Here is a 24,347-nt window from a genome sequence, read left to right on the forward strand (position 1 = left end):
ATCGGTAAGAAATCAGGAAAAAACAAAGTCATTAAATTTCTCCTCAATTTCTTCAAATACATCAAATACATCTTGCGATGCATCATTGGTAACCATTTTGGTTCTGTATTCTTTAAAATGCGGAATTCCTTTAAAATAATTGGTGTAATGACGTCTGGTTTCAAATACTCCCAATTTTTCGCCTTTCCAATCAATGGCCATTTGCAAATGCCGTCTGGCAGCGTCTACACGTTCTTGAATAGTAGGTGGTGGCAGGTGTTCACCGGTTTTGAAATAATGTTTTACTTCTTTAAAAAACCAAGGATATCCAATGCTTGCCCGTCCGATCATAGCACCATCTAAGCCGTACTGATCTCGCATTAACATGGCGCGTTCAGGGGTATCGACATCACCATTGCCAAAAACCGGTATGTGCATACGTGGGTTATTCTTTACTTCGGCGATAGGAGCCCAGTCTGCCGAACCCTTATACATCTGTGCGCGTGTTCGACCGTGGATAGCAATAGCTTTTGTCCCTACATCCTGAAGTCGTTCTGCTACTTCCACAATTTTGATAGAATCATGATCCCATCCCAATCGGGTCTTTACGGTGATTGGTAAGTTGGTATGTTTCACCATCGCCTCGGTTAGTGAGACCATTAAATCGATGTCTTTTAAAATTCCGGCACCGGCACCTTTACTCACTACTTTTTTTACAGGGCATCCAAAATTGATGTCAATAATATCGGGATTTGAAGCTTCAACAATCTCAACTGACTTAAGCATGGATTCCAAATTTGCACCAAAGATTTGGATACCTACCGGACGCTCTTTTTCATAAATATCTAATTTCATGACGCTCTTTGCGGCATCACGAATCAAGCCTTCAGAAGAGATAAACTCAGTATACACAACATCAGCTCCCTGTTCCTTACAAAGAGCTCTAAAAGGCGGATCACTTACATCTTCCATGGGTGCTAATAGCAACGGAAATTCACCTACATTAATATCACCTATTTTTGCCAAATCAAATTCTCTTTAGTTTATATTTAGATACACGACTGTCTTTTGTCTTTGTTTCATCAAACATCTTAAAACACACAGCCACTATCCCGCAAAAATACAAATATTCAGGAAGACTACGTATAAAATCTCTTTTCCGAAAAACTTAACAATTCCTCTTAAAATGGTGCAAATTAACAAGTACTTGTGAGCTTTGATTCTTAAAAACATGCAGTTTTGCATCTACATACTTATAAAACAAATTATATGCCAATCAAAAACCTGCTTATTTATTCGTTATTCTTTTCATTTTTTTATGGAGCTGCCCAAACAGATTCTCTTCTTGTTGAAAAGAAAGAAAAACAACATTTATATAATTACAATTTCAAATACGAACTTCCGATAACTGCGGTAGCTGCCGGAGTTACTTTGTTTAACTTTACAAAAATTTATAGCAAAGATCGGGTGCCAGATGAGCGGGTAATGCGCATAGACCGTAATGATGTCAATCGATTTGATCGAGGTGCTGCCGGTAATTTTGATGAAGATGCCGAAAAAATAAGTGATATGATTTTTTATGGATCAGTTCCTGTACCATTGCTTGTCTTTGGGCTCGATCCTAAAATTAGAAAAGATTATTTACGCGTTAGTCTACTATATCTTCAGGCCATGTCATTTACCGGAGTAGTCTATAGTACCTCCCATCAGCTTAATGATCGACGCAGACCTTATGTGTACAATACAGAATTAGATATCTCTGAGAGAACACGAGGGGCCTCTCAAAACTCATTTATTGCCGGCCACCCTGCACTTGTAGGTACGGCGACGTTTTTTATGGCTAAGGTATATGCAGATTATCATCCGGATTCAGCCTTTAAATGGGTTATGTATGGACTTGCCGGTGCTTCTACCTATGCTACTGCACATTTAAGAGTAAAGGCCGGGCAACATTTTCCTACCGATGCGATTGTAGGGAGCGTGGTTGGTGCAGCTTCAGGTTTTCTTGTTCCTTATTTTCATAAAAATAAATTGTTTAAAGATCCTAATCTTGGGTTAATGCCTATTACAGGTGAGTATCATGGTTTAAGTCTATCGTATACCTTCTAAACTAACACAACATAACACAACACTCTCACCGGATAGCGAATTATTTTTGCTGTCCGGTTTTATTTTTAGTCATGTTTAGATTAAATCAGTATCTTATAACATAAATGAATTGCGTCTGATGATCAAGATGCTATGAAATCGATTATATTTGCAAACTGAAAGATCAGATAGTATCACAGCTTTTTGCTGCGACAAATATTTTAATCGGATCTATACGTAACATACATCACTAGTTCAATGTATCTGCATTAAACCGGTGTAATTAGAGAAGGATGAAGAACATAAGAAACTTTTGTATTATAGCACATATCGATCATGGTAAAAGTACGTTGGCTGACAGGCTTTTGGATTTTACCGGATCTGTTACCGCTCGTGAGGCACAGGCACAGTTATTAGACAGTATGGATCTTGAACGCGAACGTGGAATTACAATCAAGAGTCATGCAATCCAAATGGATTATACCTATAAAGGGGAACAGTATATACTCAACTTAATTGATACACCGGGACACGTAGATTTTTCCTATGAAGTTTCCCGTTCAATTGCGGCTTGTGAAGGTGCTTTGCTAATTGTTGATGCTGCCCAAAGCATTCAGGCACAAACTATATCAAATTTATACTTAGCACTGGAAAATGATCTTGAGATTATACCGGTGTTGAATAAAGTAGATTTACCTAGTGCAAATCCTGAAGAGGTAACCGATGATATCGTCGATCTTTTGGGTTGTGATGCTTCGGATGTGATACCTGCCAGTGCAAAAACCGGTATTGGTATTGAAGAGATTCTTACGGCAATTATTGAGAGAGTTCCTGCACCAAAAGGCAACCCGGATGAATCGTTGCAAGCCTTAATTTTTGACTCTGTGTATAATCCTTTTCGTGGTGTTGAAACCTACTTTAGAGTAATGAACGGAGAAATCCGTAAAGGACAGCAAATTAAATTTGTCGCTACGGGCAAGAGTTATTTTGCAGATGAGATCGGTACGTTAAAACTTAAACAAGTTCCGAAGCAGGTTATTAAAACAGGCGATGTTGGTTATTTAATTACAGGAATCAAAGATGCCAGAGAGGTCAAAGTGGGAGATACAGTAACAGATACAAAAAGTCCAACCAAAAATGCAATTGGGGGTTTTGAAGATGTTAAACCAATGGTTTTTGCAGGGATCTATCCTGTAGACACAGAGGACTATGAAGAACTGCGGTCGTCAATGGAAAAGCTTCAGTTAAATGATGCGTCTTTAGTATTTGTCCCTGAAAGTTCTGCGGCACTTGGTTTTGGTTTTAGATGTGGGTTCTTAGGAATGCTGCATATGGAAATTATACAGGAGCGGTTAGAGCGTGAGTTTAATATGACAGTTATCACAACGGTGCCTAACGTGTCGTATCATGCCTTTACCAACAAAGAACCCGATGAAGTTATCATCGTTAATAACCCATCGGATCTGCCGGAACCTTCTACGCTAAACAGAGTTGAGGAACCCTATATTAAAGCGACCATTATTACAAAATCTGACTTTGTAGGTTCTGTAATGTCGTTGTGTATTGAAAAACGAGGAGAGATTACAAATCAAACCTATCTAACCACTGAGCGGGTCGAATTGAGCTTTGATATGCCCCTTGCCGAAATTGTTTTTGACTTTTATGATCGTTTGAAAACAGTTTCCAAAGGCTATGCTTCGTTTGATTATTCTCCTATTGGCTTACGTGAATCCAAACTGGTAAAAGTTGATATTCTATTAAATGGAAATACGGTAGATGCACTGTCAGCATTATTGCATAAGGATAATGCTTACGAAATAGGAAAGAAAATTTGTGAGAAGCTAAAAGAGCTCATCCCGAGACAGCAATTTGATATTCCTATCCAAGCAGCTATTGGAGCTAAATTTATAGCGCGTGAAACGGTGAAAGCATTACGTAAAGATGTAACAGCAAAATGTTATGGTGGAGATATCTCACGTAAGCGTAAATTACTGGAAAAACAGAAAAAAGGAAAGAAACGTATGCGTCAGGTAGGTAATGTGGAGATTCCGCAAGAAGCCTTTATGGCCGTTTTAAAGCTGAATGATTAATTCTTAAGTAAGGTCATTATAGAAAAGCTGTTTTAGTATGTGCTAAAACAGCTTTTTCAATTTATTTTAAACGGGAGCTTGTGTTGTAAGCTTTGCCTCCAATACTTTTTCCAGAATGCGCTCTACACCATAGTTATCGTTACTCTCGGTACTATAGTTGGCGGCTTTAAGGATATTGGGATGAGCATTTTTCATCGCAAAACTATAAGTTGCAGCCTCCATCATTTCCAGATCATTATTGTAATCTCCAAACACCATCGTTTGCTCGGCGGTTATATTTAGAAGTTTTTGTAATTTTTGAAGAGCGTTTCCTTTGTTAGCTTGAGTATGGGAAAGATCCAGCCAGATTTTACCGGATACTTTTACTTTTAATTCCCTTTCTAGATGTTGCAATTGTGGATATACATGCGTTTCAGTACCTTTGATATTACAAATTGCCAGTTTTAATATTTGGTCGTCTATCTGAGTCAAATCTTCTATGATCTCGTAGCGCTCATAAAATTCTGAAAATAACTCAAGAAATTCAGGACCATGGTCATTTAAGTAAGCTGTTTTTCGTCCGCAAACAATAAGTTGCGAACCTTGTATTTTTTGAATCTGCTGTAGTAATTCAAGATATTTTTCCTTCTTGATTTCGATAACACCCAGCTCTTTATCTTGATGCATTAGCAAAGCTCCATTTTCAGCAATGAAATATAAGTCCTTTTTAAGAGAAGCCAATTTATGGGCGAGACTATAATACTGTCTTCCGCTGGCAGCCACGAAGGTTACACCTTGAGCGTTAAGGGCGTGATATACGTCGTAAAATCTAGTGCTTACCTGATCTTGAGAATTAAGTAAGGTGCCATCCATATCGGTAGCGATAAGCTGTATTTGGGATAAATCCATAGACGTTTAGATAGAAGCACAGAGCAATGAAAATATTAAAGATGCTCTATCGTAATTAAAACCAATTAGACCAAGGGATTCTGGATAACATAAGAACTGCAGCTATGGTATAAAAAATGGCTAAAGTCTTCAACTTAGGTGTAGAAGTCAGTTTTTTCTTATGTTTTGAGTAACCGATAGTGATAAACGCAATCATCAAAATCATAATTAAAGGATGCTCTACGTTGTATAATCTTAGGGTGGCGTTTTTCATGATTTCACCCATAGAGTGCGTTCCCGAAAACCATACTACCAGGGGCGATACAAATAATAAAACAATACCGATTAGAAGTTGAATGTGACTTGTAATTAAGGCGAATAAAGAGATGCGAAAATCTTTTGGGGTATATTCACGTTTACTAATAACACCGATGATCGCATTGATGGTTGCTAAGAGCACTACCAGGACTACTAGATAGGCCCAATAGGAATGAAGAATTTGAATAGCTTCGTACATAGTTGATATAATTTTACTCAAAGATACTCATATTGCATAAAAAAACCTCACTCGGTAAGAGTGAGGTTTTAAAGATATTATTTTCGTTATTTTTAGAAATTGTAACGTAAACTAGCATTCCAAGTTCTGCCTATTCCTAAGTAATACCCGAAAGAGTCTAATTGATTTATATAAGGTGAATTAAATAAATTTTTGACGTTAGCTCTAAATGTAAGCTTGTCCTCACCTAAAAAGAACTTATATGTAAGTCCGGCATCTACTAGATCATAAGATGGCAATCTATCAGCTTGGTACGTATCACCATCAATTGAAGCCTGTACAACATCTTCTGGATCAACAAAACCATAGAGGTCTGCGTAGATATTATAATCTAAATCAACAGATAAATTGTCAAAAATATCATAGTAGCCACCAACTCCAAATGAAGTCTGTGCAGCGTTACCCACTTTAGTTCCAGTTAAGGAAATATTTCCTGAATTTATAATGGTTGCAGTTTGATCATTGGTAAGGGTGAAGGGAGAATCCCCTTCAAATTTCCAATTCCCCATAGAACCATAACCTTTTAATCTCCATTTTCCACCATTCGGTCTGTATTCAAAATCAAATTCTGCTCCTTGATGTATTTGGCCTACACCTGTCAGTCTATACGTTGTAAAATCTCCATTGGACAACTCTGGTCCACTAGTATTTAAGAAACGATTTGCCCATTCAGTTCTATAAACATCAACATTTAATTTGAAATTTCCACCTTTAAACCTGTATCCAGCCTCGAAACCAGTGATTTCTTCGTTGTCAATTTCGGGTTTAACTATTTCATTAGAATTTCGTATGTCAACAAAAATATTGTCTAAAAATGGTTGACGTGAGAAAAATCCAGCATTTGCAAAAATAGTGTGTTGGCTATTAATATTATAGGAAGCACCCCCTTTAAAATTATAACCAATCTTATTAAGCTTTTCAGATTTTCCAAGGCCATCACCTGTGCCTACAAAGCGCCCTTCTCTTTGGTAAGACTGAGTTGATACAGCTGCCTGAACGAAAACTGCAAACTTCTCAGTAGAATATTCTGCTTGACCGAATCCTCCTAAATAGTTAATATCTTCTGAATAATCAAATTGAGTACGATTAGCTTCGTCCGCAAAATCAAACAAGGCTGACCAAGGATCTGCTTTGAATTCTTCTGTAAATACATAATCATCCGGTCTATCTGTTCTAAAGTTGTCAGTAAAACCATTTAGACCTAATAGATCATTAACTTGTCTAAAATGATCTCCGTGATATAATCTACCGTCAAATCCAAGATTGAAAGCCCAGTTTTCTTCTAATTCTATGTTAAGATTTGAAAGTATGCCATACCAGTTATGATTATTAACAGATGATCTTCTGATATAAGAATCTCCAAAATTTCCAAATCCATTTCCATCTGCAGAATCAATATTATTTTCTACAATTTGATCAAAATCAATATTCTGGTTGTCATTATCATTTACTCGAACTCGACCTCTACCAAGACCACCGGTTCCTCCTCCACGTCCCCATGAAGCATAAACAACTGTTGAAAGATCCAAAGTCTCGTTGATATCAAAATCCCAGTTTAAGTTAGCAACAGGTTTGTGATAGTAATTCTTTCTTTCTGTGTAACGTTCTCCATCTAAGAAACCAGAGTTTCTATTTTGCTTTTCACCGAATTCTTCAAAAACCTCAAGATCTTGAGAGAAATTTTGCTCATGCCATTGTGGAGCACCTGTTACCAAGAAATTAAACGTGTTTTTATCATTTGGCTTATAACCTACAGAAAACAAATAGTTTTGTCCTCCTCCGGCAGTACCTTCAGCATATTTTCTGTGCGCTTGCCAGTGATCCAGTAATACCGAAAAGGCCCATCCGCTTTCATTTAGACCTGTATTATAACTAACAGTACCTTTAGCATAGCTATCATTTCCGCCTAGAAGTCTAACATATCCACCCTCTTTTTGATCTGTAGTTTTAGATATTATGTTGATAGTCCCACCTACAGAAGAAATTGCTAGCTTAGAAGACCCTAAACCACGCTGTACTTGAACCGCATTCGCCACATCAGACATTCCTGCCCAGTTTGACCAATAAACACGACCATCTTCTGGGCTATTAATTGGTTGTCCGTTTAATAAAACTGCAGTATTCGTATTGTCAAAACCTCTCAAGAAAATTTGACTATCACCAAATCCACCTGCTTGATTAGCTACATACACAGACGGTATGTTTTTAATGGTTTCAGTAAACTCTACGTTACCAGCAGCTTTCAGTTGAATGTCTTCTCCTTTAACAGTCGATACAGCGATAGGTGTCTTTCTGTCTTCAGCTAAATCGACAACTCCGGTACCTACGATGACGATTTCTTCTAGAGAATTGTCCAAATTTAGCTTAATAACACCTAAATCCTGATCTCCATTTGTTACATCAAATGCGATGTTTTTGGATCCAAATCCTACATAAGAAATGTTGATTGTACCTTTAGATTTGTTTGTTTTAATTGAAAACTTACCATCAAAGTCAGTTACTGACCCGTTTGAAGTTCTCATTTCTAAAATATTTGCGCCAGGAAGCGGAGCGTTAGATTCGGCATCATAAACCGTACCCGTAACCGTACCCTGAGCAAAAGTTGATGTGACCACTGCCATCAACATTACAGCAAATAAAAATGTAATCTTTTTCATTATAATGAATTGAGTTTATTATTCGGTGCAAAAGAACGAATCTTTATTGAAACCAACTTTATGTAAATGTTAAAAATTTTCACATAGTTTGTTTATGGCTTTACAATAAAAATTATCTACACCTCCTTGATTTTAAATCAATTAAAAATATGAAAAATAAAGCACTTCCTTATTCTTTACTCTAGATATTTACGTAAAAGGGCATTGGTAGAGGAATCGTGATGTAAAATTTCTTCAGATTTTATTTCTGACGCGATAAAACTTGCAAGTTGTTTCCCCAATTCTACACCCCATTGGTCATAACTATATATATTCCAAACAATCCCTTGTACAAAAATACGTTGCTCGTATAAGGCGATCAATTGTCCTAAACTTTTGGGAGTGAGTTGTTCAATTAAAATAGTGGTGGTGGGATTGTTTCCTTCAAAGATTTTAAAGGGGGTTAATTTGTCGATTTCTTCTTGCGTATGTTTTTTGTTTTTTAATTCTCTTCTAACTTGTTCTTCTGACTTTCCGTTCATCAAAGCTTCGGTTTGTGCAAAAAAATTAGCCATAAGCTTATCCTGATGATCTTGATCATTAAAAAGAGACTTTTTGAAGCCAATAAATTCTGCCGGAATTAATTTTGTTCCTTGATGGAGTAATTGAAAAAAGGCATGTTGTGCATTAGTTCCGGGTTCTCCCCAGATAATTGATCCGGTTTGATACGTTATTTTTTCTCCATTACGATCAACGCTCTTACCATTACTTTCCATAATACCTTGTTGCAAATAGGCTGGTAATCGGTGTAGGTATTGCGAATAAGGAATTACAGCTTCACTCTCTGCTTCAAAAAAGTTATTGTACCATATAGTCAACAATCCTAAAATTACAGGGATATTTTTTTCAAAAGGTGTGGTCCTAAAATGTTCATCCATCTCATGGGCGCCTTCTAATAACGCTTCAAAATTTTTAAAACCCACTGATAAAGCAATGGATAGTCCTACGGCACTCCAAAGCGAAAAGCGACCACCAACCCAATCCCACAACGGAAAAATAGTGTCTTCGGCAATACCGAATTCTGTGACATTTTTTATATTACTTGAGACGGCTACAAAGTGTTTTGCTACTGCTTCTTGTGGTGCATTTTTAAAAAACCACTCGCGTGCTGTGTTAGCGTTTGATAAGGTTTCTTGTGTTGAAAAGGTCTTGGAGACTACTACGAATAATGTAGTTTCAGGATCTATCTTTTTAAGACATTGATGGATATGGTCTCCGTCTACGTTAGAAACGAAATGAAGCTTCAAATGATTTTTATAAAATTCTAAAGCTTCAGTAACCATAACAGGTCCAAGATCTGACCCGCCAATACCGATATTGACAATAGTGTCAAATGCTTTACCTGTGTGTCCTTTTAATTCTCCATTGATCACTTTATCACAAAAAGTTTTCATTTTTTGTTTAACAGCGTGAACATCGGCAACAATATCTTTATTGTCGAGTTGAATGGTTTGTGATGCCGGAGCCCGAAGAGCCGTATGTAGTACCGCACGATTTTCGGTTACATTGATAGCGTCTCCATCAAAATAGCTTTTGATCGCACGTTCTAAACCTGTTTCCTTAGCGAGGTCAACCAATAAGTTGATAGTGGTATTATTTATTCTCTGTTTTGAATAATCTACATAAAAGTTTTTCCATTCAATCGCAAATTCTTCACCTCGTGAAGGGTGTTGTTTAAAAAGCTCTTGCAAAGAAGTGTCTTGGAATTCATTATAATGATCGGATAACGCTTTCCAAGCTTTGGTGGTGGTTGGGTTGATAGTTGGTAATGTCATAATTTATAAAATTTCGTTGTCTGTCTCGAAAGTAATCTCGTCCAGTTGTGATTTAAGTGGTGTAATATGAGTAGTAAAAATCGGCTGTAAAGAATCAGCAAGAGGTTTGCTTGCAGGGAGATCCTGTTTAAAAGGGTCAACCTCACGACCATTTTTCCAAAAACGATAACAAACATGAGGTCCGCCGGTATTACCGGTCATACCTATATAGCCAATTACGTCGCCTTGTCTCACATACTCTCCTTTTCTAACTGCCTGTCGGCTCATATGTAAATACTGTGTTTCATAGGTAGCATTGTGTCGTATTTTCACATATTTACCATTGCCACCACGGCGCTCAGATTTTGTTACAATACCGTCGGCGGTTGCAAGAATTGGCGTTCCTATGGGTGCAGCAAAATCCGTTCCTCGATGCGGTCTTATCTTGTTGCCATAATATTTAATTCTTCGCTTTAGGTTATAGCGAGAGGAGATTCGGCTAAACTGTACGGGAGCTCTTAAAAAAGCACGTCTCAAGTTATCTGCATTTTCATCATAAAAATCGGCAATACCTTTTGTACTGTCAGAGATAAATTTAAAAGCGTATACTGATTTTCCGCGATGCTCAAAATGAGAAGCCTTTATTTCACCGATCCCTGCCGGAATGGTGTCATTGATAAATTTTTCTGTGTAAATAACTTTGAATCGGTCACCTGCCTGAAGTCTGGTAAAATCGATAGTCCAGGCGTATATATCAGCAAGTTTATAAGCTACCAAAAAACTAAGGTTGAGCTCGTCAAAGGTTTGAGACAAGTTGCTCTGGATAGTTCCTGAAGCAATTTTTTCGACAAGTTTAACTGGTTTTTTTCGTTTGTAAACTTGAATACTGTCCGTAAAATCCACAACCGTATAATCGATTTTATTGTTGATGTAGACAAAAATTTCTGCGGACTTGGTGGTGTCTTTTGGTTTTAAAACCACATAGGGTTTTCCTGCTCTTATGCGTGCAACGTTAAACGAATCTTTAATCGCATTGGTAATTTCAAAAACCTTAGCTCGTGTGATGCCATGACTATCTAAAATACCACCGAAACTGTCACCTCGTCGAATGGTATCCCTAATCACCTGATAGTCATTGAGAGCATAACCAAACTCCTTGACCACGGGTGGCGGAAGTTCTTTTTTAACTTTAACAGCAGCAGGGGCTACTTTTGCTTTTTCATTTTCCTTCTTACATGAGTAAAATACTGCGATAGCAAGCAGTATATAAATAAACTTCTTCAATTGATTAATGCTGTTTTTTGTTGTTAAACTGATGGGTAACCCATTGCTGACCCCAATTTTCTTTTTCCTCTTGACTCCAAAGATTAGGAAAAAATGTGATTCTTTGAAAGCTTGGAGGTAAAAAACTTTTCCAATTTGTGCCTCCGGTAGCAGAAATTTCTCCTTTTCCTTTGTTGAGATATCGATATGCTGCCCCCATATGCATCAAGAGCCAGTTGATATTGACATTGGTATCAAAAGTACGCAAAGCATCAATGAGTACAGCGTTATTGCGTTCTTTTTCTGGTAATTGCATATATTTATGATATACAGTATTGTTTTCAACCTGATGGGCAATTCGAATCATTCTGGGGGTATATCGATATTCAAACTGCTTAAGAGTTAATGTTTTTTCTCCGGTTTCGAGATCTGTTGCACCTGATTTCCAATAAAGATTTTCATAAAGATCTTCTAGTGCAGTATCCTCATCAAATTGATCTCTTCTCTTGGCACTAACCAAATTTTGCAAGGGAGTAGCGTATATTTCTATCAACCTAAACTGGACCGATTGAAACCCACTGGCGGGTAGCAACGACATTCTAAACTTAAGAAACTGTTCTTTGTCCATACCCTTGATCATAACATCAAAGGAATCTATAAGTACTCCAAAATAGCGGTTTATTCGAACGAGTTTTTCAGTAAAAAAAGTAGCGGTTTGGAGTTTATCGTCAATGATCTGTTTGAGTTCATGAATGATTAACTTAAAATACAATTCTGTAATTTGATGATAGGTTATAAAAATTTCTTCATCAGGAAAATGGGTTCGTGGAACTTGAAGACTTAAGAGTGTGTCAAGATGAATATAATCCCAATAAGTCAGGTATTTATCATGTAGCAGGCCATCCAGATAAGCGCCTAAATCCTGTCCTGAATTCTTGAATTTTTTTTCAAGTTGCTTGATTTTTTCGGTAATTTCGGGTTGGATGTTTTCTTCCATTAGTCTATTATAATTTTGAATGGGTGCTTTAGGCCCTTAAAGGCATCTAGATCTGCTTCTATAGAGCCTACGAGTATGTCAGCTTTAATCTTAACCGGCATTCGATTTTTATCATCACTGATCCAAACGGTCATGCTTTCTTCTTCTTTAAATACACGTTCGGCCTGAACATACGGTCTAAACTTTAAACACGAGATTTTACCAAGCTTTGTTTTAATGACTTCTCTGCCCAGAAACTTGAGTTTGAATTTGTAATTTTCATTGTCAAAAAACATGTCCACATATTTTTCGTCTCCAATCTTTAAGGATCTCGTGTCAAGATTATTTCTTAAGTAATAAAAAGAGGACATCAAATCCTGAATATCACCTTTGGTGTCAAAAGTACGTCTGGTATTTCGTTTTTTGTCGTGGACCAAAGCTTTTTTCTTAGCATGATCAAAATTAATTTCTATGTCTTTAGTATGTCCACCTTCGTTTATTTTGCGAATAAAACGATAGGGTATGACTTTTTCTCTATTGATGTAGGTTTCGTAGTAATCTTCTACCTTAAAAAAGGCACTAAGTATCCCGGACGATTTACCTACACCAACGATGTGGTGTACAGGTTTTCCATCAAGTATTTCTTTTTTGACTTCTAAGGTGGCATAGCTGGCGGTAAACCATCCATAATGAATTCTAAACTTAAACCATTCACCATCCTGAAACGCCTGATGGGTTTGCTGTGATATGGCGGTGGTGCTTACGAATAAGAGCAATATAAAAATGTTTCTCATAAAGATTTGGGATTTAAAAGCTATGATCATCAAGTCATTTGCAATATCCATTCCAAAAGTAAGGTTTAATATAAACACTTAAAATACAATTATGTTGCAAAAATATAAAAACAAAAAAAGAGAGCCACCACAGCTCTCTTTTACTTTTATTAACCAACTAAAAACTTAAATTATGAGAATAATTATTGTTTTCATAATAAATGGTAACCACTCCACTTATTAATACAAAAGTGGGCTTTTTTTATTGATTTATCAACCGAAAACGTTTTTTTAATATGAAATTTAACAAAAAATTAGTTAAATAAATATAATAATATATTAATTGCTGTTTTTTTAGCGCTTTAGTTGCGAATATGTGAAATTAAACTGATTAACATTAAGTTACAGCGTTCCACGTTCTTCTTGTTCACGTTCTATAGCTTCAAAAAGGGCTTTAAAATTACCTTTTCCGAATGATTGAGCACCTTTTCTCTGGATAATTTCAAAGAACATAGTAGGGCGGTCCAGTACAGGCTTGGTAAATATTTGTAAAAGATATCCTTCATCATCTCTATCAATGAGAATACCTAATTCCTTTAAAGGTTCAAGTTCTTCGTCGATTTCGCCAACTCTATCCAAAACGGTATCATAGTAACTGGAAGGTACGGTTAAAAAGTCGACTCCTCTTGCCTTTAAAGATGATACTGTTTCAATAATATTATCTGTAGCCAGTGCCATATGTTGCACGCCTGCGCCATTATAAAAATCAATATATTCTTCAATTTGAGATTTTTTGCGGCCTTCAGCAGGTTCATTGATAGGAAATTTGATTCGACCGTTTCCATTACTCATAACTTTACTCATAAGAGCGGTATATTCGGTAGAAATATCTTTATCATCAAAAGACACTAGTTGCGCAAACCCCATGACTTTGGCGTAAAATTCGCACCATTTATTCATCTCATTCCAACCCACATTTCCTACCATATGATCAATATATTTAAGACCCGTGGATTCGGTTTTATACGGTTTAGTCCATTTGGTATATCCGGGAAGAAAAACTCCGTTGTAATTCTTGCGTTCAACAAAAATATGCACAGTTTCCCCATAGGTGTGGATTCCCGAGGTTACCACTTTACCATTTTGATCGCTGTCAGTTCTTGGTTCAAAATATGATTTAGCTCCGCGTTTTACTGTTTCTTCATAACTTTTTGTAGCGTCATCAACCCAAAGAGCCACAACTTTAACACCGTCGCCATGGGCATTAATGTGTTGGTTTATTGCGCCATCCGGTTGTAATGGAGAGGTTAGTACCAATCGAATTCTGTCTTGTTGTAATACATAGGAGACACGATCCTTAAGGCCTGTTTCAAGACCTGCATAGGCAATGGGTTCAAATCCCCAGGCTGTTTGATAGTAGTATGCAGCTTGTTTTGCATTGCCTACATATAGTTCTACATAGTCTGTTCCTAATAAGGGTAAAAAATCTTCGGCTTGCGGAATGATTTTCTCTAAATTTTCTGGTGTTGTATGTGTTGACATGATTGTATTTTAATAGAATTGAAATAATGCTTGATTTTTGTATACTCGCATAGAGTCTTCCTTACCACATGGCTCTTATATGCGCTGTAATATCTACTCTGAAGTTAAGCATAATTTTGATAGTTTATAGAATTGTGATGTTAAGAAACTTAAGTTTAACTTGTGTTTGTCCAGCTCACACAGGGATACTACCACCTCTAATGTTCGAGCCATGAGGTATGATAATCATCGTCTGCAATTTTCATAGCAGCTTCGGTCACCATAAGAGGTTTAAACGTATCTACCATCACCGCAAGTTCATCTGTTTTGGTTTTACCAATACTTCGTTCTACGGCACCGGGGTGTGGACCATGCGGAATACCTGCCGGATGTAATGAAATGTGCCCCGCATCGATATCATTTCTACTCATAAAATCACCATCAACATAATAGAGAACTTCGTCACTATCAATATTACTGTGATTATATGGTGCGGGGATACTATCCGGGTGATAATCATAAAGTCTGGGAACAAATGAGCATACTACAAAGGCATCGGTTTCAAAGGTTTGGTGTACCGGCGGTGGTTGATGAATTCTTCCTGTAATAGGTTCAAAGTCATGAATGGAAAATGCATAAGGAAAATTATAACCGTCGTACCCGACTACATCAAAAGGATGTGTCGCATAGATCATATCAAAAATCTCATCTTGCTTTTTGACTTTTAAAAGAAACTCACCCTTCTCATCATGGGTTTCTAGGGTGTGAGGAGGTCGCAAATCCCTTTCGCAAAAAGGAGAATGTTCCAATAATTGTCCAAACCAGTTTCTGTATCGTTTAGGAGTATAAATCGGCCTTCTCGATTCTACAATAAATAATCTGTTGTCACTCGTATCAAAGTCCATTTGATAGATAGTTCCTCTGGGGACTACGATATAATCTCCATATTTAAAGTCTATGACACCCAAATGGCTGATAAAGCGACCACTTCCTTTGTGTATAAACAGTAACTCATCAGCATCAGTGTTTTTGTAAAAATAATCTTTTACTGATTCCTGCGGTGCAGCAAGCGTAATATGTACATCCGCATTGGTAAGTACAATTTTTCTACTTTCTAAATAATCCTTTTCAGGTTGTATTTTGAAACCATGGAGACGATAAGACTTTATATTGTTCTTTAAAGCAATTTTGGGAGCCGCATCATAGCTTCCCTTAATCTCTTTAACTTGCGTGGGTCTGTGGTTGTGATACAGATTTGTTGACATACCATCAAACCCTATAGTTCCAAATAATTGTTCGTAATAAAGAGAGCCATCAGGTTTTTTAAAAATCGTATGGCGTTTTGGTGGGATCTTACCCAGGCTATGATAAAAAGGCATAATTCAATACTTTAAATAAATAACTAAACTTTCTTCTGAAAATAGGGATCAATTAACAGTTCCCTTTATTCAGGATTGCGCTTGATAAGGTAGTGAAGATGTATCAATAAGTTGTGCCAAAAAAGAGTCATAACATTACAAATGTCGTAAATTTTTTGCTGATTCGTGTCATCAAAGTATTAAAACCAGAAGCCAATGCTAAAAAACCACTCACTTTCACCCAACTCAGGAGAATACGAATACTTGACCTGCACGGGTCCGGCAAAGGTTTCTAAACCATACCCGAGAGCATAGCCTGTAAATTCAGGGTTTTCAAACCATTTACCTGTGCTAAAAAGTTTTTTTCCTGCATTAGCATAGTTCGCAGCAAGGTTGATATGGTTTTTTGGGAATATTTCGTAATCAACGGTAACGCCTACTTTGGCAAAACTTTGACCGGTAAATCCTATAAAGTCATACCCATAAAAAGGAATGAAATTATTAATAGTCTTAGCGCCAAATCCTCCCAAAAAGAAATCAAAAGAATCAAGATCCGTATTCCCTATTTTAGTACCGGCTTCGGCTTCGGTTTGAACAGAGACGTTGTGACATATGGGAAACGCATATCCGAGTTTAGCTTTGAATATAGAAAACTCATTAAAATTATCGTTATAATCTGAAGAATAGAAGTAGCCGTTCAGATCTGCTGAAAACAAATACCCTTTTGAAGGGAAATATTTGTTGTCAAAAGAGTCAAACCGTAATGATGAAAAAGCGCCAATATAATCACTATCGTCAAACACGGTTTGGGGGACTAAATTTTCATCTTCACCAAACGTTTCAGTAAAAATGTTCAGGTTCTTGTATTCTATGCCAAAACCAAGGGAAAAGGCTTGTTTTAAAAGAGTCTGAGCGTATACTTGAGCCGTATAATCTTTATACTCTACATCAACATTATTAATACCTATATTAGGTACAACAGTGATATCAGTTAAAAAGCCGTAGGGAATATCTTTTTCAAATTTATTATAGCGAAATTTAAAGCCATAACTCCAGTAAAAACCCTTATCGACATAGTAATCTACATTATATCTAATATTGTCCCCTAAAGCAAGATCTGCAGATAAAACATCATTATTAAGAAATAAACTTTTGCGGGTAACATTTAGTAAAGCAGCTGTTTTATACAGATCATCGTAATGCACTGCTAAGCGAAGTAGCATTTTGTTTTTGCTTTCTTTTACGTTTACTAATAATCCTTTGCCGGTTTCATTATCGATGAGACGATGACTTACGCGATCAAAATTACCGGTCGCTGATAGGTTATTAATTCCTTCATTAAGTCTTTGATAGGTTGTAGTAAGCGGTATTTTCATTTTGAGTTTTCCTTTGACGTAGGATCTCGTATAGCGCGTGTTGCCAGAAACAAGCAGACTGTTAATATGTATGGTGTCTGATGTTTTAGAAATTGGCTGTTTTGTTTTTGTAAGGTTGGTTCTCGGTTGCTGCTGACTCCGAATTTCTTCAAATAATTGCATCGAATTTTGCGCTGCCTCTTCTCCAACTTTTATAATTTTTTCAGTATCCTGAAAGGACAGAACGGTAAAATCTCCGATAGATGGCTTTATATAGATATCGGTTTTTGTAATTTTATCCCTCATATCTTTTATGGTTCTAAAATTACTGATTTGTAACATGATATTAGTTACAGAGTTAAGTTGGTTTACAGTCATTAAACTGTCTTGGACATCCACACCTATGACAATATCAGCACCTCTTTTTTTGATCTCTTCTACCGGATAATTATTTGCAACTCCACCGTCGGTTAGTAACACGCCATCAATTTCGACAGGGCTAAAAACGGAGGGAAGTGCACTGCTTGCAGAAACAGCTTGTGGTAAATATCCTTTATCCAAAATTACTTGTTCTCCATTTTCAATATTAGTAGCCACACAGAAAAAAGGAATAGGTAGACTGTCAAAATCACGCACATTGTTTACGTGAGAAGTATATCGAGAGAAAAGGTTATAAAAATTCTGCCCTTTGGAAAGGCTCTTGGGTAAACCAACTTTAAATTTATCAAAAGGGAGGGTTATGGCGTACTTTTCGGCGTCTTCTCTTTCATAAAAAGTTTTTGCACGACGCGGGAGATCGTCTTGTATAAGTTCGTTAAAATCTACAGATCTAAAAATTGAGTCTAAGGTCGTTGCGCTATAGCCGGCGGCATATAAAGATCCAATGATGGCTCCCATGCTCGTACCCCCAATATAATCAATACGCACGCCCGAGTCTTCGATGACCTTTAAAACGCCTATATGTGCTAAACCTTTTGCACCACCGCCACTTAGTACAATCCCAACTTTAATATCTTTTTGATTAGCAATAGTATCTGTTGAGGTTTGCGCAAGACAGGTAAAGTTTCCTAAATAGCACATGGCAAGGATGCAAACCGAAAGTACCTTTGATAATGGAGTTGATTGATTCACGTTGGATCCTTTTTAGAAAGATAGTAATTATAAATTTTGGTTGCGCGAGAATTTCCTACAATTTGAGCAAGTTCTTGTATAGAGGCTTTTTGTATCCTTTTAACCGACCTAAAAGTCTTTAGTAGCTCAATCACTGTTTTTTCTCCAATTCCCGGTATTTTATCAAGTTCGGTGTCCAGTGCAGCTTTACTCCTTTTTTGACGGTGAAAGGTAATGCCAAAGCGATGCGCTTCATTACGTAGGTGTTGGATAACTTTGAGTGTTTCTGATTTTTTATCCAAATATAACGGTATAGAATCTCCCGGATAATAGATCTCTTCAAGGCGTTTAGCAATACCAATAATGGTAATCTTGCCTCGCAAGTCGAGATCATCTAAGGCTTTTAGTCCAGAGGACAACTGTCCTTTACCACCATCTACGATTACAAGTTGTGGTAACGGCTCTCCTTCTTCTTTTAAACGTTTGTAGCGACGATAGACTACTTCTTCCATAGAAGCAAAATCATTAGGGCCATCCACCGTTTTTATATTAAACTTGCGATATTCTTTTTTGCTTGGCTTTCCGTTTTTAAAAACAACACAAGCAGCGACTGGATTAGAACCTTGAATATTTGAATTATCAAAACATTCTATATGATGTGGCTCTGAGGGCAGTCTCAAATCTTTTTTCATTTGAGCCATCAATCTTTTTTCATGACGATCCGGATCAATAATTTTAATTTGCTTAAAACGTTCTTGTCGATAATATTTTGCATTTCTAATAGAAAGATCGAGGATTTTTCTTTTGTCCCCTAATTGCGGAACGGTAACTTTAATATGTTCGCCAAGGCTAAGTTTAAAAGGAAGATAAATTTCTTTTGAATTAGAATTAAAACGTTGTCTAAGCTCAACTACAGCTAGTTCTAGCAGTTCTTTATCGGTTTCATCGAGTTTCTTTTTGATCTCAGTGGTATGAGATCGAATGATAGAACCATAGGAAAGCTGTAAAAAATTGACGTACCCATAAGCTTCATCCGATATTACAGAGAAAACATCTACGTTACTAATTTTTGGGTTAACTACTGTGGATTTTGCTTGGTATTTTTGAAGAACTTCAATCTTTTCTTTTATACGCTGAGCCTCTTCAAACTCCATATTCTCGGCATGCGTATGCATGAGATTTTTAAATTGTTGCAAAGAGTCTTTAAAGTTTCCTTTAACAATTTGTCGTATGGCTTCTATATTTTCGTTATATTCATTTTCTTCTTGTAGACCTTCGCATGGGCCTTTACAATTACCTAGATGGTATTCCAGACACACCTTGTATTTATCGTTTTGAATTTTTTCTTCAGCTAAATCATAGGAACAGGTTCTGAGCTGGTATAAATTTTTGATTAATTCGAGTAGCGTGTTTACCGTTTTAAAACTTGTATAGGGACCAAAATATTCGGAACCATCTTTGATTAGATTTCGTGTAGGAAAAACTCTTGGAAAACGTTCTTTCTTAATACAAATCCATGGATACGTTTTATCGTCCTTGAGCATAACATTAAACCGTGGCTGATGCTTTTTAATCAAATTGTTCTCTAGTAAGAGTGCATCAGTTTCGGTTTCGACGATAATATGTTTGATAAAACGGATTTTTTTTACTAAAACCCCGATACGATGGCTGTCATGCTTTTTCGTAAAATAAGAAGAAACTCTTTTTTTTAAATTCTTAGCTTTACCAATATAAAGTAATTTATCATCTTTGTCGTAATATTGATACACCCCAGGATTACTTGGCAGGGTTTTTAATTGTATTTCTAGAGGAAGTTGCTGCATATTCACAGTGTAAATTTAAGATATAGTGTCATGTTAAAAGGTGCTCAAAAGGTTTAATTTATGTTAAAAAATTAAAGGATTCCGCATAGATTAAAAAAAAAAGGATAAGTTCGAAAAGCACGTTTATCTTTGTGTCATGATAATTTAATTCACCATTTTTTTGGAAGTAAAAAAAAGAATAATAGGAAGAACAGATAAGGCCGATTTCCCACTTTTGGAAATCAATGAAATCGACGTAAAAATCGATACAGGTGCCTATACCTCTTCAATTCATTGCAAAGATATAGAAGAGATCGACGAAACGTTACAATGTAGTTTTCTGGATGCCACACATCCAGAGTATAATGGTAAACAGTTTGTTTTTACAAACTATGATATTACTGCTGTTAAAAGTAGTAATGGGGAAATAGAAGTGCGGTATACTATACGAACTAAAATACGTCTGTTTAATAAAACATATCCAATCACACTTACCTTGTCTTCAAGAGATGACATGCGATTTCCGGTTTTACTGGGAAGACGATTTTTGAGCGGAAAATTTTTAGTTGATCCACAATTAGAAGATCAATCACATAATAATAAATCATAATGAACATTAAAATCTTGTCGCGAAGCGCAAACCTTTTTTCAACAGATGCGCTTGTGCAGGCAGCGGTAAAACGTAAACACACAGTACAGGTAATTGATCCGCTAAATTGCGACATAGTAATTGAGAAAAAAAAACCGGAAATTTATTATAGAGGTAAACGATTAGATCACGTTGACGCAGTAATTCCAAGAATTGGCGCTTCCATTACGTTTTATGGTACTGCGGTAGTACGTCAGTTTGAGATGATGAATGTGTTTACTACCGTACAATCACAGGCACTGGTGCAGTCAAGAGATAAATTACGTAGTTTACAGATATTGTCAAAAGCGGGTTTAGGCCTGCCTAAAACGGTGTTTACTAACTATTCAAAAGACGTGTCTGGGGCTATAGAACATGTGGGTGGAGCTCCTTTAATCATAAAACTATTGGAAGGTACTCAAGGATTGGGAGTGGTATTAGCAGATACACAAAATGCTGCTGAGTCTGTGATAGAAGCCTTTAATGGATTACAAGCTAGAGTGATTATTCAAGAGTATATTAAAGAAGCTAAGGGCGCTGATATTAGGGCTTTGGTAATTGATGGACAAGTGGTAGGAGCGATGAAGCGTCAAGGTAAGGACGGTGAATTTAGATCTAATTTACATCGCGGTGGCAGCGCAGAGGTTATTGCGCTTAGTGAAGAAGAAGAAAATGCTGCTATCAAGGCGGCAAGAGCAATGAAGTTGGGGGTTGCAGGAGTGGATATGTTGCAAAGTGAACGAGGTCCATTAATATTAGAGGTAAACTCGTCCCCGGGCTTAGAGGGTATTCAACAAGCCACAGGAAAGGATATTGCAAAATCAATAATCAGATATATCGAACGAAGTATATAATTTCATTCTTTCTACTATGAAAAAATCAGATGTTCTTAATATCTTAGGTGAGCATATACAATTGGGTGAGAGCCGAACGATTAATTTCAACATAGCCAATCTTTATACCTCTACAAAAGTTGAAATTCCAATTATAATAGAGCGTTCAAAAAAATCGGGTCCCACTGTTTTAATAACAGCCGGAATTCATGGGGATGAGGTAAATGGTGTGGAGATAGTACGACAAATTATTTCTAAAAAAATCAATAAACCCCAGTGCGGTACCATTATTTGTATTCCACTTTTAAACGTTTTTGGCTTTTTAAATATGGATCGGTTTTTTCCGGACGGACGTGATTTAAATCGGGTTTTTCCCGGATCCAAAAATGGTTCGTTAGCGAGTCAATTTGCCTATCAGTTTACCAATGAGATTTTGCCCGTTGCAGACTATTGTCTGGATTTTCATACCGGTGGAGGAAGTCGTTTTAATGCAGCTCATATTCGGGTTGATCCTACCAATGCTGAGTTAATGAAATTGGCGGAAACGTTTAATGCACCTTTTACATTGTTGTCTAAAAACGTTGATGGCTCATTCAGAGCTACCTGCTCAAAAAAAGGAATTAAAATTTTACTTTTTGAAGGGGGGAAATCCCAAAACAGCAATAAGGATATAGCGAAGGAAGGAGTGATCGGTACAATGAGAATACTAAAACACCTTGAAATGCTCATGCCGGAGTTTTCAATTCCTAATGCCCGAGCCAAAAGTATAGTTATTAAGAAAAGCTACTGGGTCCGAGCTAAAAATAGTGGCATGCTACATATCAAAATTCCTTGTGGTAAACATGTTGAAAAAGGAGAGTTTTTGGCCACAATTACGGATCCATATGGGAAAATGCGCACCGTGGTAAAAGCTCCTAATGAGGGGTATATTATTAATGTGAATGAAGCTCCGATAATCCATAAAGGAGATGCGATTTTTCATATAACCACAGCACTATTTGAGGATGCCAATGAATAAAAAAGCACTGAGACAGCACTATAAAATATTACGGGCTGATTTGGATAATAGCACCATAGAGTCAAATAGTTTAGCAATTGCTAATCGCATCTTAACAATGCCTTTATGGGGCTTTAGTTTCTATCATATTTTTTTGTCAATTGAAGAGCAAAAGGAGGTGGATACAGATTTTATACTACATGTTTTACAGGGGAAAGATAAAAATGTAGTGGTTTCTAAAAGTGATTTCACAACGAATCAACTTAGCAACTATCTGCTTACTGATAACACCCGTTTAATAAAGAATGAATATAATATCCCAGAGCCTGTAGACGGCATACCTATTGCTTCTGATCAAATTGAGGTAGTTTTTATACCCCTGTTAGCCTTTGATACAGTTGGGAATAGAATAGGGTATGGGAAGGGTTTTTATGATCGATTCTTAGCCAAATGTAATGACAAGGTGATCAAAGTAGGGCTATCTTTTTTTGAAGCAGCACCAGAATTTAGTTTTGTAGAATCTACCGATATAAAACTTGATTATTGCGTCACCCCCAATAAAACTTATGTATTCGAGTGAAATTAGCTTGAATCTGGAGATTCTTTATAGTATATTAGATTCTTTAATAGTAATACACTTATGTCCCAAAAATTAGGAAGAATATGCATCATTGATGATGATAAAATTTATGTTAATCTTGTTAGCAAGATAATTAAGATGAGAGCGTTATCTGATGAGATCTTAATTTTTAAAAACGGAAAAGAAGCCATTGAGTTTTTTGTTCAGGCACTTCCCGGTAATCAAAAAGAGATATTTCCTGATGTAATTTTATTGGATTTGAACATGCCCATTATGGATGGATGGGAGTTTTTGCAAGAATTCCAGAAGATCAAAGATCAAATTGTCGAGAGCTATAGTTTATATGTTGTAAGTTCGTCTATTGATTCTCGCGATGTTGATCGTGCTAAAGCAATCGATTTTGTTAGGGATTATCTCACTAAACCTATCAAAATTAAGGATTTTGAAAGAATTCTCAGTAATTAGGCTGCTTTACTAAACTCTTTAGGAAATGCTTTTTTATTGAAAATAAGCAGTAAAAACACCCCAATACTTATCGCAGAGTCTGCAATGTTGAATACAGGATCGAAAAAAGAAAATGGTTGTCCGCCCCATATAGGAATCCATTCTGGCAAGATATCATCATACAGGGTAAATTGAATCATATCTACCACCTTACCGTAAAAGAGATCTTCATATCCCCCTGCAACCGGTAAAAATTCTGCAATTTGGATACTTGTACTTTCACTAAATAGAACACCATAAAATATGGAATCGATGATATTTCCAAAGGCTCCTGCAAAAATTAATGCAATACAAAATACCAGAATATCCGGGCTTTTTTTACGTACAGAATCGTATAGCCAATAACCAATACCGGTTATAGCGACGAGTCTAAAAAGCGTCAATGCAAGTTTTCCGTAAATTCCTGGAAGTTCAAAACCCCAAGCCATACCTTTGTTCTCCACAAAAACCACTCTAAACCACTCAAAAACTTTTACTTCTTCATATAGGCTAAAATGTGTTTTTATGTAAATTTTAGAGACCTGATCGATCAATAGGACTAAGAATATTACTAAAATTGATTTTTTTAAGGACATAAGTATAGTTTACAAGATCACCGATCTTATATAAGAGCGACA

General features: G+C 36.6%; 20 protein-coding genes. 7 read left to right on the forward strand and 13 right to left on the reverse strand.

Annotation, left to right across the window (positions count from 1 at the left end):
* Positions 1–12: 12 nt before the first annotated feature.
* Positions 13–1,005, reverse strand: a complete 993-nt coding sequence (dusB, locus tag BD809_RS00945) for a tRNA dihydrouridine synthase DusB (protein WP_148781075.1) — start codon at positions 1,003–1,005, stop codon at positions 13–15.
* A 243-nt stretch (positions 1,006–1,248) separates the two neighbouring features.
* Here dusB and BD809_RS00950 point away from each other — a divergent pair, with 243 nt between their 5' ends.
* Entirely contained in the window at positions 1,249–2,088 is an 840-nt protein-coding gene (locus BD809_RS00950; RefSeq protein WP_148781076.1) for a phosphatase PAP2 family protein, read from the forward strand.
* Between the two features lie 272 nt (positions 2,089–2,360).
* Positions 2,361–4,157: a translation elongation factor 4 gene (gene lepA / locus BD809_RS00955; protein ID WP_148781077.1), complete on the forward strand. Its 1,797-nt coding sequence runs from the start codon at positions 2,361–2,363 to the stop codon at positions 4,155–4,157.
* 66 nt (positions 4,158–4,223) lie between these two features.
* On the opposite strand, the gene BD809_RS00960 is transcribed toward lepA, so the two are convergent.
* The 11 genes from BD809_RS00960 to uvrC form a co-directional block, all read right to left on the reverse strand.
* Positions 4,224–5,045, reverse strand: a complete 822-nt coding sequence (locus tag BD809_RS00960; RefSeq protein ID WP_148781078.1) for an HAD family hydrolase — start codon at positions 5,043–5,045, stop codon at positions 4,224–4,226.
* 55 nt (positions 5,046–5,100) lie between these two features.
* Positions 5,101–5,541, reverse strand: a complete 441-nt coding sequence (locus BD809_RS00965) for a hypothetical protein (protein WP_148781425.1) — start codon at positions 5,539–5,541, stop codon at positions 5,101–5,103.
* A 92-nt stretch (positions 5,542–5,633) separates the two neighbouring features.
* Positions 5,634–8,237, reverse strand: a complete 2,604-nt coding sequence (locus tag BD809_RS00970; RefSeq protein ID WP_148781079.1) for a TonB-dependent receptor — start codon at positions 8,235–8,237, stop codon at positions 5,634–5,636.
* A 176-nt stretch (positions 8,238–8,413) separates the two neighbouring features.
* A complete protein-coding gene (gene pgi / locus BD809_RS00975; RefSeq protein WP_148781080.1) occupies positions 8,414–10,051 on the reverse strand; it encodes a glucose-6-phosphate isomerase in 1,638 nt (545 codons plus the stop codon).
* A gap of 3 nt (positions 10,052–10,054) precedes the next feature.
* Complete coding sequence (locus BD809_RS00980; RefSeq protein WP_148781081.1) at positions 10,055–11,314, reverse strand: peptidoglycan DD-metalloendopeptidase family protein; 1,260 nt, start codon at positions 11,312–11,314, stop codon at positions 10,055–10,057.
* Between the two features lie 4 nt (positions 11,315–11,318).
* Entirely contained in the window at positions 11,319–12,290 is a 972-nt protein-coding gene (locus BD809_RS00985; RefSeq protein WP_148781082.1) for a tryptophan 2,3-dioxygenase family protein, read from the reverse strand.
* Positions 12,290–13,063: a DUF3108 domain-containing protein gene (locus BD809_RS00990; protein ID WP_148781083.1), complete on the reverse strand. Its 774-nt coding sequence runs from the start codon at positions 13,061–13,063 to the stop codon at positions 12,290–12,292. The genes BD809_RS00985 and BD809_RS00990 overlap by 1 nt, the downstream gene beginning before the upstream one ends.
* Before the next feature lie 381 nt (positions 13,064–13,444).
* The gene (gene hppD / locus BD809_RS00995; RefSeq protein WP_148781084.1) at positions 13,445–14,584 is read right to left on the reverse strand and encodes a 4-hydroxyphenylpyruvate dioxygenase; all 1,140 of its coding nucleotides are present in this window, start codon (positions 14,582–14,584) and stop codon (positions 13,445–13,447) included.
* Between the two features lie 197 nt (positions 14,585–14,781).
* On the reverse strand, positions 14,782–15,942 hold the full coding sequence (locus BD809_RS01000) for a homogentisate 1,2-dioxygenase (RefSeq protein WP_148781085.1): 1,161 nt from the start codon (positions 15,940–15,942) through the stop codon (positions 14,782–14,784).
* 179 nt (positions 15,943–16,121) lie between these two features.
* Positions 16,122–18,407, reverse strand: a complete 2,286-nt coding sequence (locus BD809_RS01005; protein WP_317130837.1) for a patatin-like phospholipase family protein — start codon at positions 18,405–18,407, stop codon at positions 16,122–16,124.
* On the reverse strand, positions 18,404–20,209 hold the full coding sequence (uvrC, locus tag BD809_RS01010; protein ID WP_148781086.1) for an excinuclease ABC subunit UvrC: 1,806 nt from the start codon (positions 20,207–20,209) through the stop codon (positions 18,404–18,406). The genes BD809_RS01005 and uvrC overlap by 4 nt, the downstream gene beginning before the upstream one ends.
* Positions 20,210–20,369: 160 nt before the next feature.
* Here uvrC and BD809_RS01015 point away from each other — a divergent pair, with 160 nt between their 5' ends.
* Genes BD809_RS01015 through BD809_RS01035 form a run of 5 tightly spaced genes read left to right on the forward strand, consistent with a single transcriptional unit; the run spans position 20,370 to position 23,691 of the window.
* Positions 20,370–20,798, forward strand: a complete 429-nt coding sequence (locus tag BD809_RS01015) for an ATP-dependent zinc protease family protein (RefSeq protein ID WP_148781087.1) — start codon at positions 20,370–20,372, stop codon at positions 20,796–20,798.
* A complete protein-coding gene (gene rimK / locus BD809_RS01020) occupies positions 20,798–21,670 on the forward strand; it encodes a 30S ribosomal protein S6--L-glutamate ligase (RefSeq protein ID WP_148781088.1) in 873 nt (290 codons plus the stop codon). Before BD809_RS01015 ends, rimK begins: the two co-directional genes overlap by 1 nt.
* Positions 21,671–21,686: 16 nt before the next feature.
* Entirely contained in the window at positions 21,687–22,667 is a 981-nt protein-coding gene (locus BD809_RS01025; RefSeq protein ID WP_148781089.1) for a succinylglutamate desuccinylase/aspartoacylase family protein, read from the forward strand.
* Positions 22,660–23,226, forward strand: coding sequence for a 5-formyltetrahydrofolate cyclo-ligase (locus tag BD809_RS01030; RefSeq protein ID WP_170251716.1), 567 nt, complete (start codon positions 22,660–22,662; stop codon positions 23,224–23,226). The genes BD809_RS01025 and BD809_RS01030 overlap by 8 nt, the downstream gene beginning before the upstream one ends.
* A gap of 60 nt (positions 23,227–23,286) precedes the next feature.
* On the forward strand, positions 23,287–23,691 hold the full coding sequence (locus BD809_RS01035; RefSeq protein ID WP_148781091.1) for a response regulator: 405 nt from the start codon (positions 23,287–23,289) through the stop codon (positions 23,689–23,691).
* Here the strand turns inward: BD809_RS01035 and BD809_RS01040 are convergent.
* Positions 23,688–24,305, reverse strand: coding sequence for a lipoprotein signal peptidase (locus BD809_RS01040; RefSeq protein ID WP_148781092.1), 618 nt, complete (start codon positions 24,303–24,305; stop codon positions 23,688–23,690). The genes BD809_RS01035 and BD809_RS01040 overlap by 4 nt on opposite strands.
* Between the last annotated feature and the right edge of the window lie 42 nt (positions 24,306–24,347).

Origin of the sequence: Aquimarina intermedia (assembly GCF_008124785.1) — a bacterium.
Lineage (GTDB): Bacteria > Bacteroidota > Bacteroidia > Flavobacteriales > Flavobacteriaceae > Aquimarina > Aquimarina intermedia.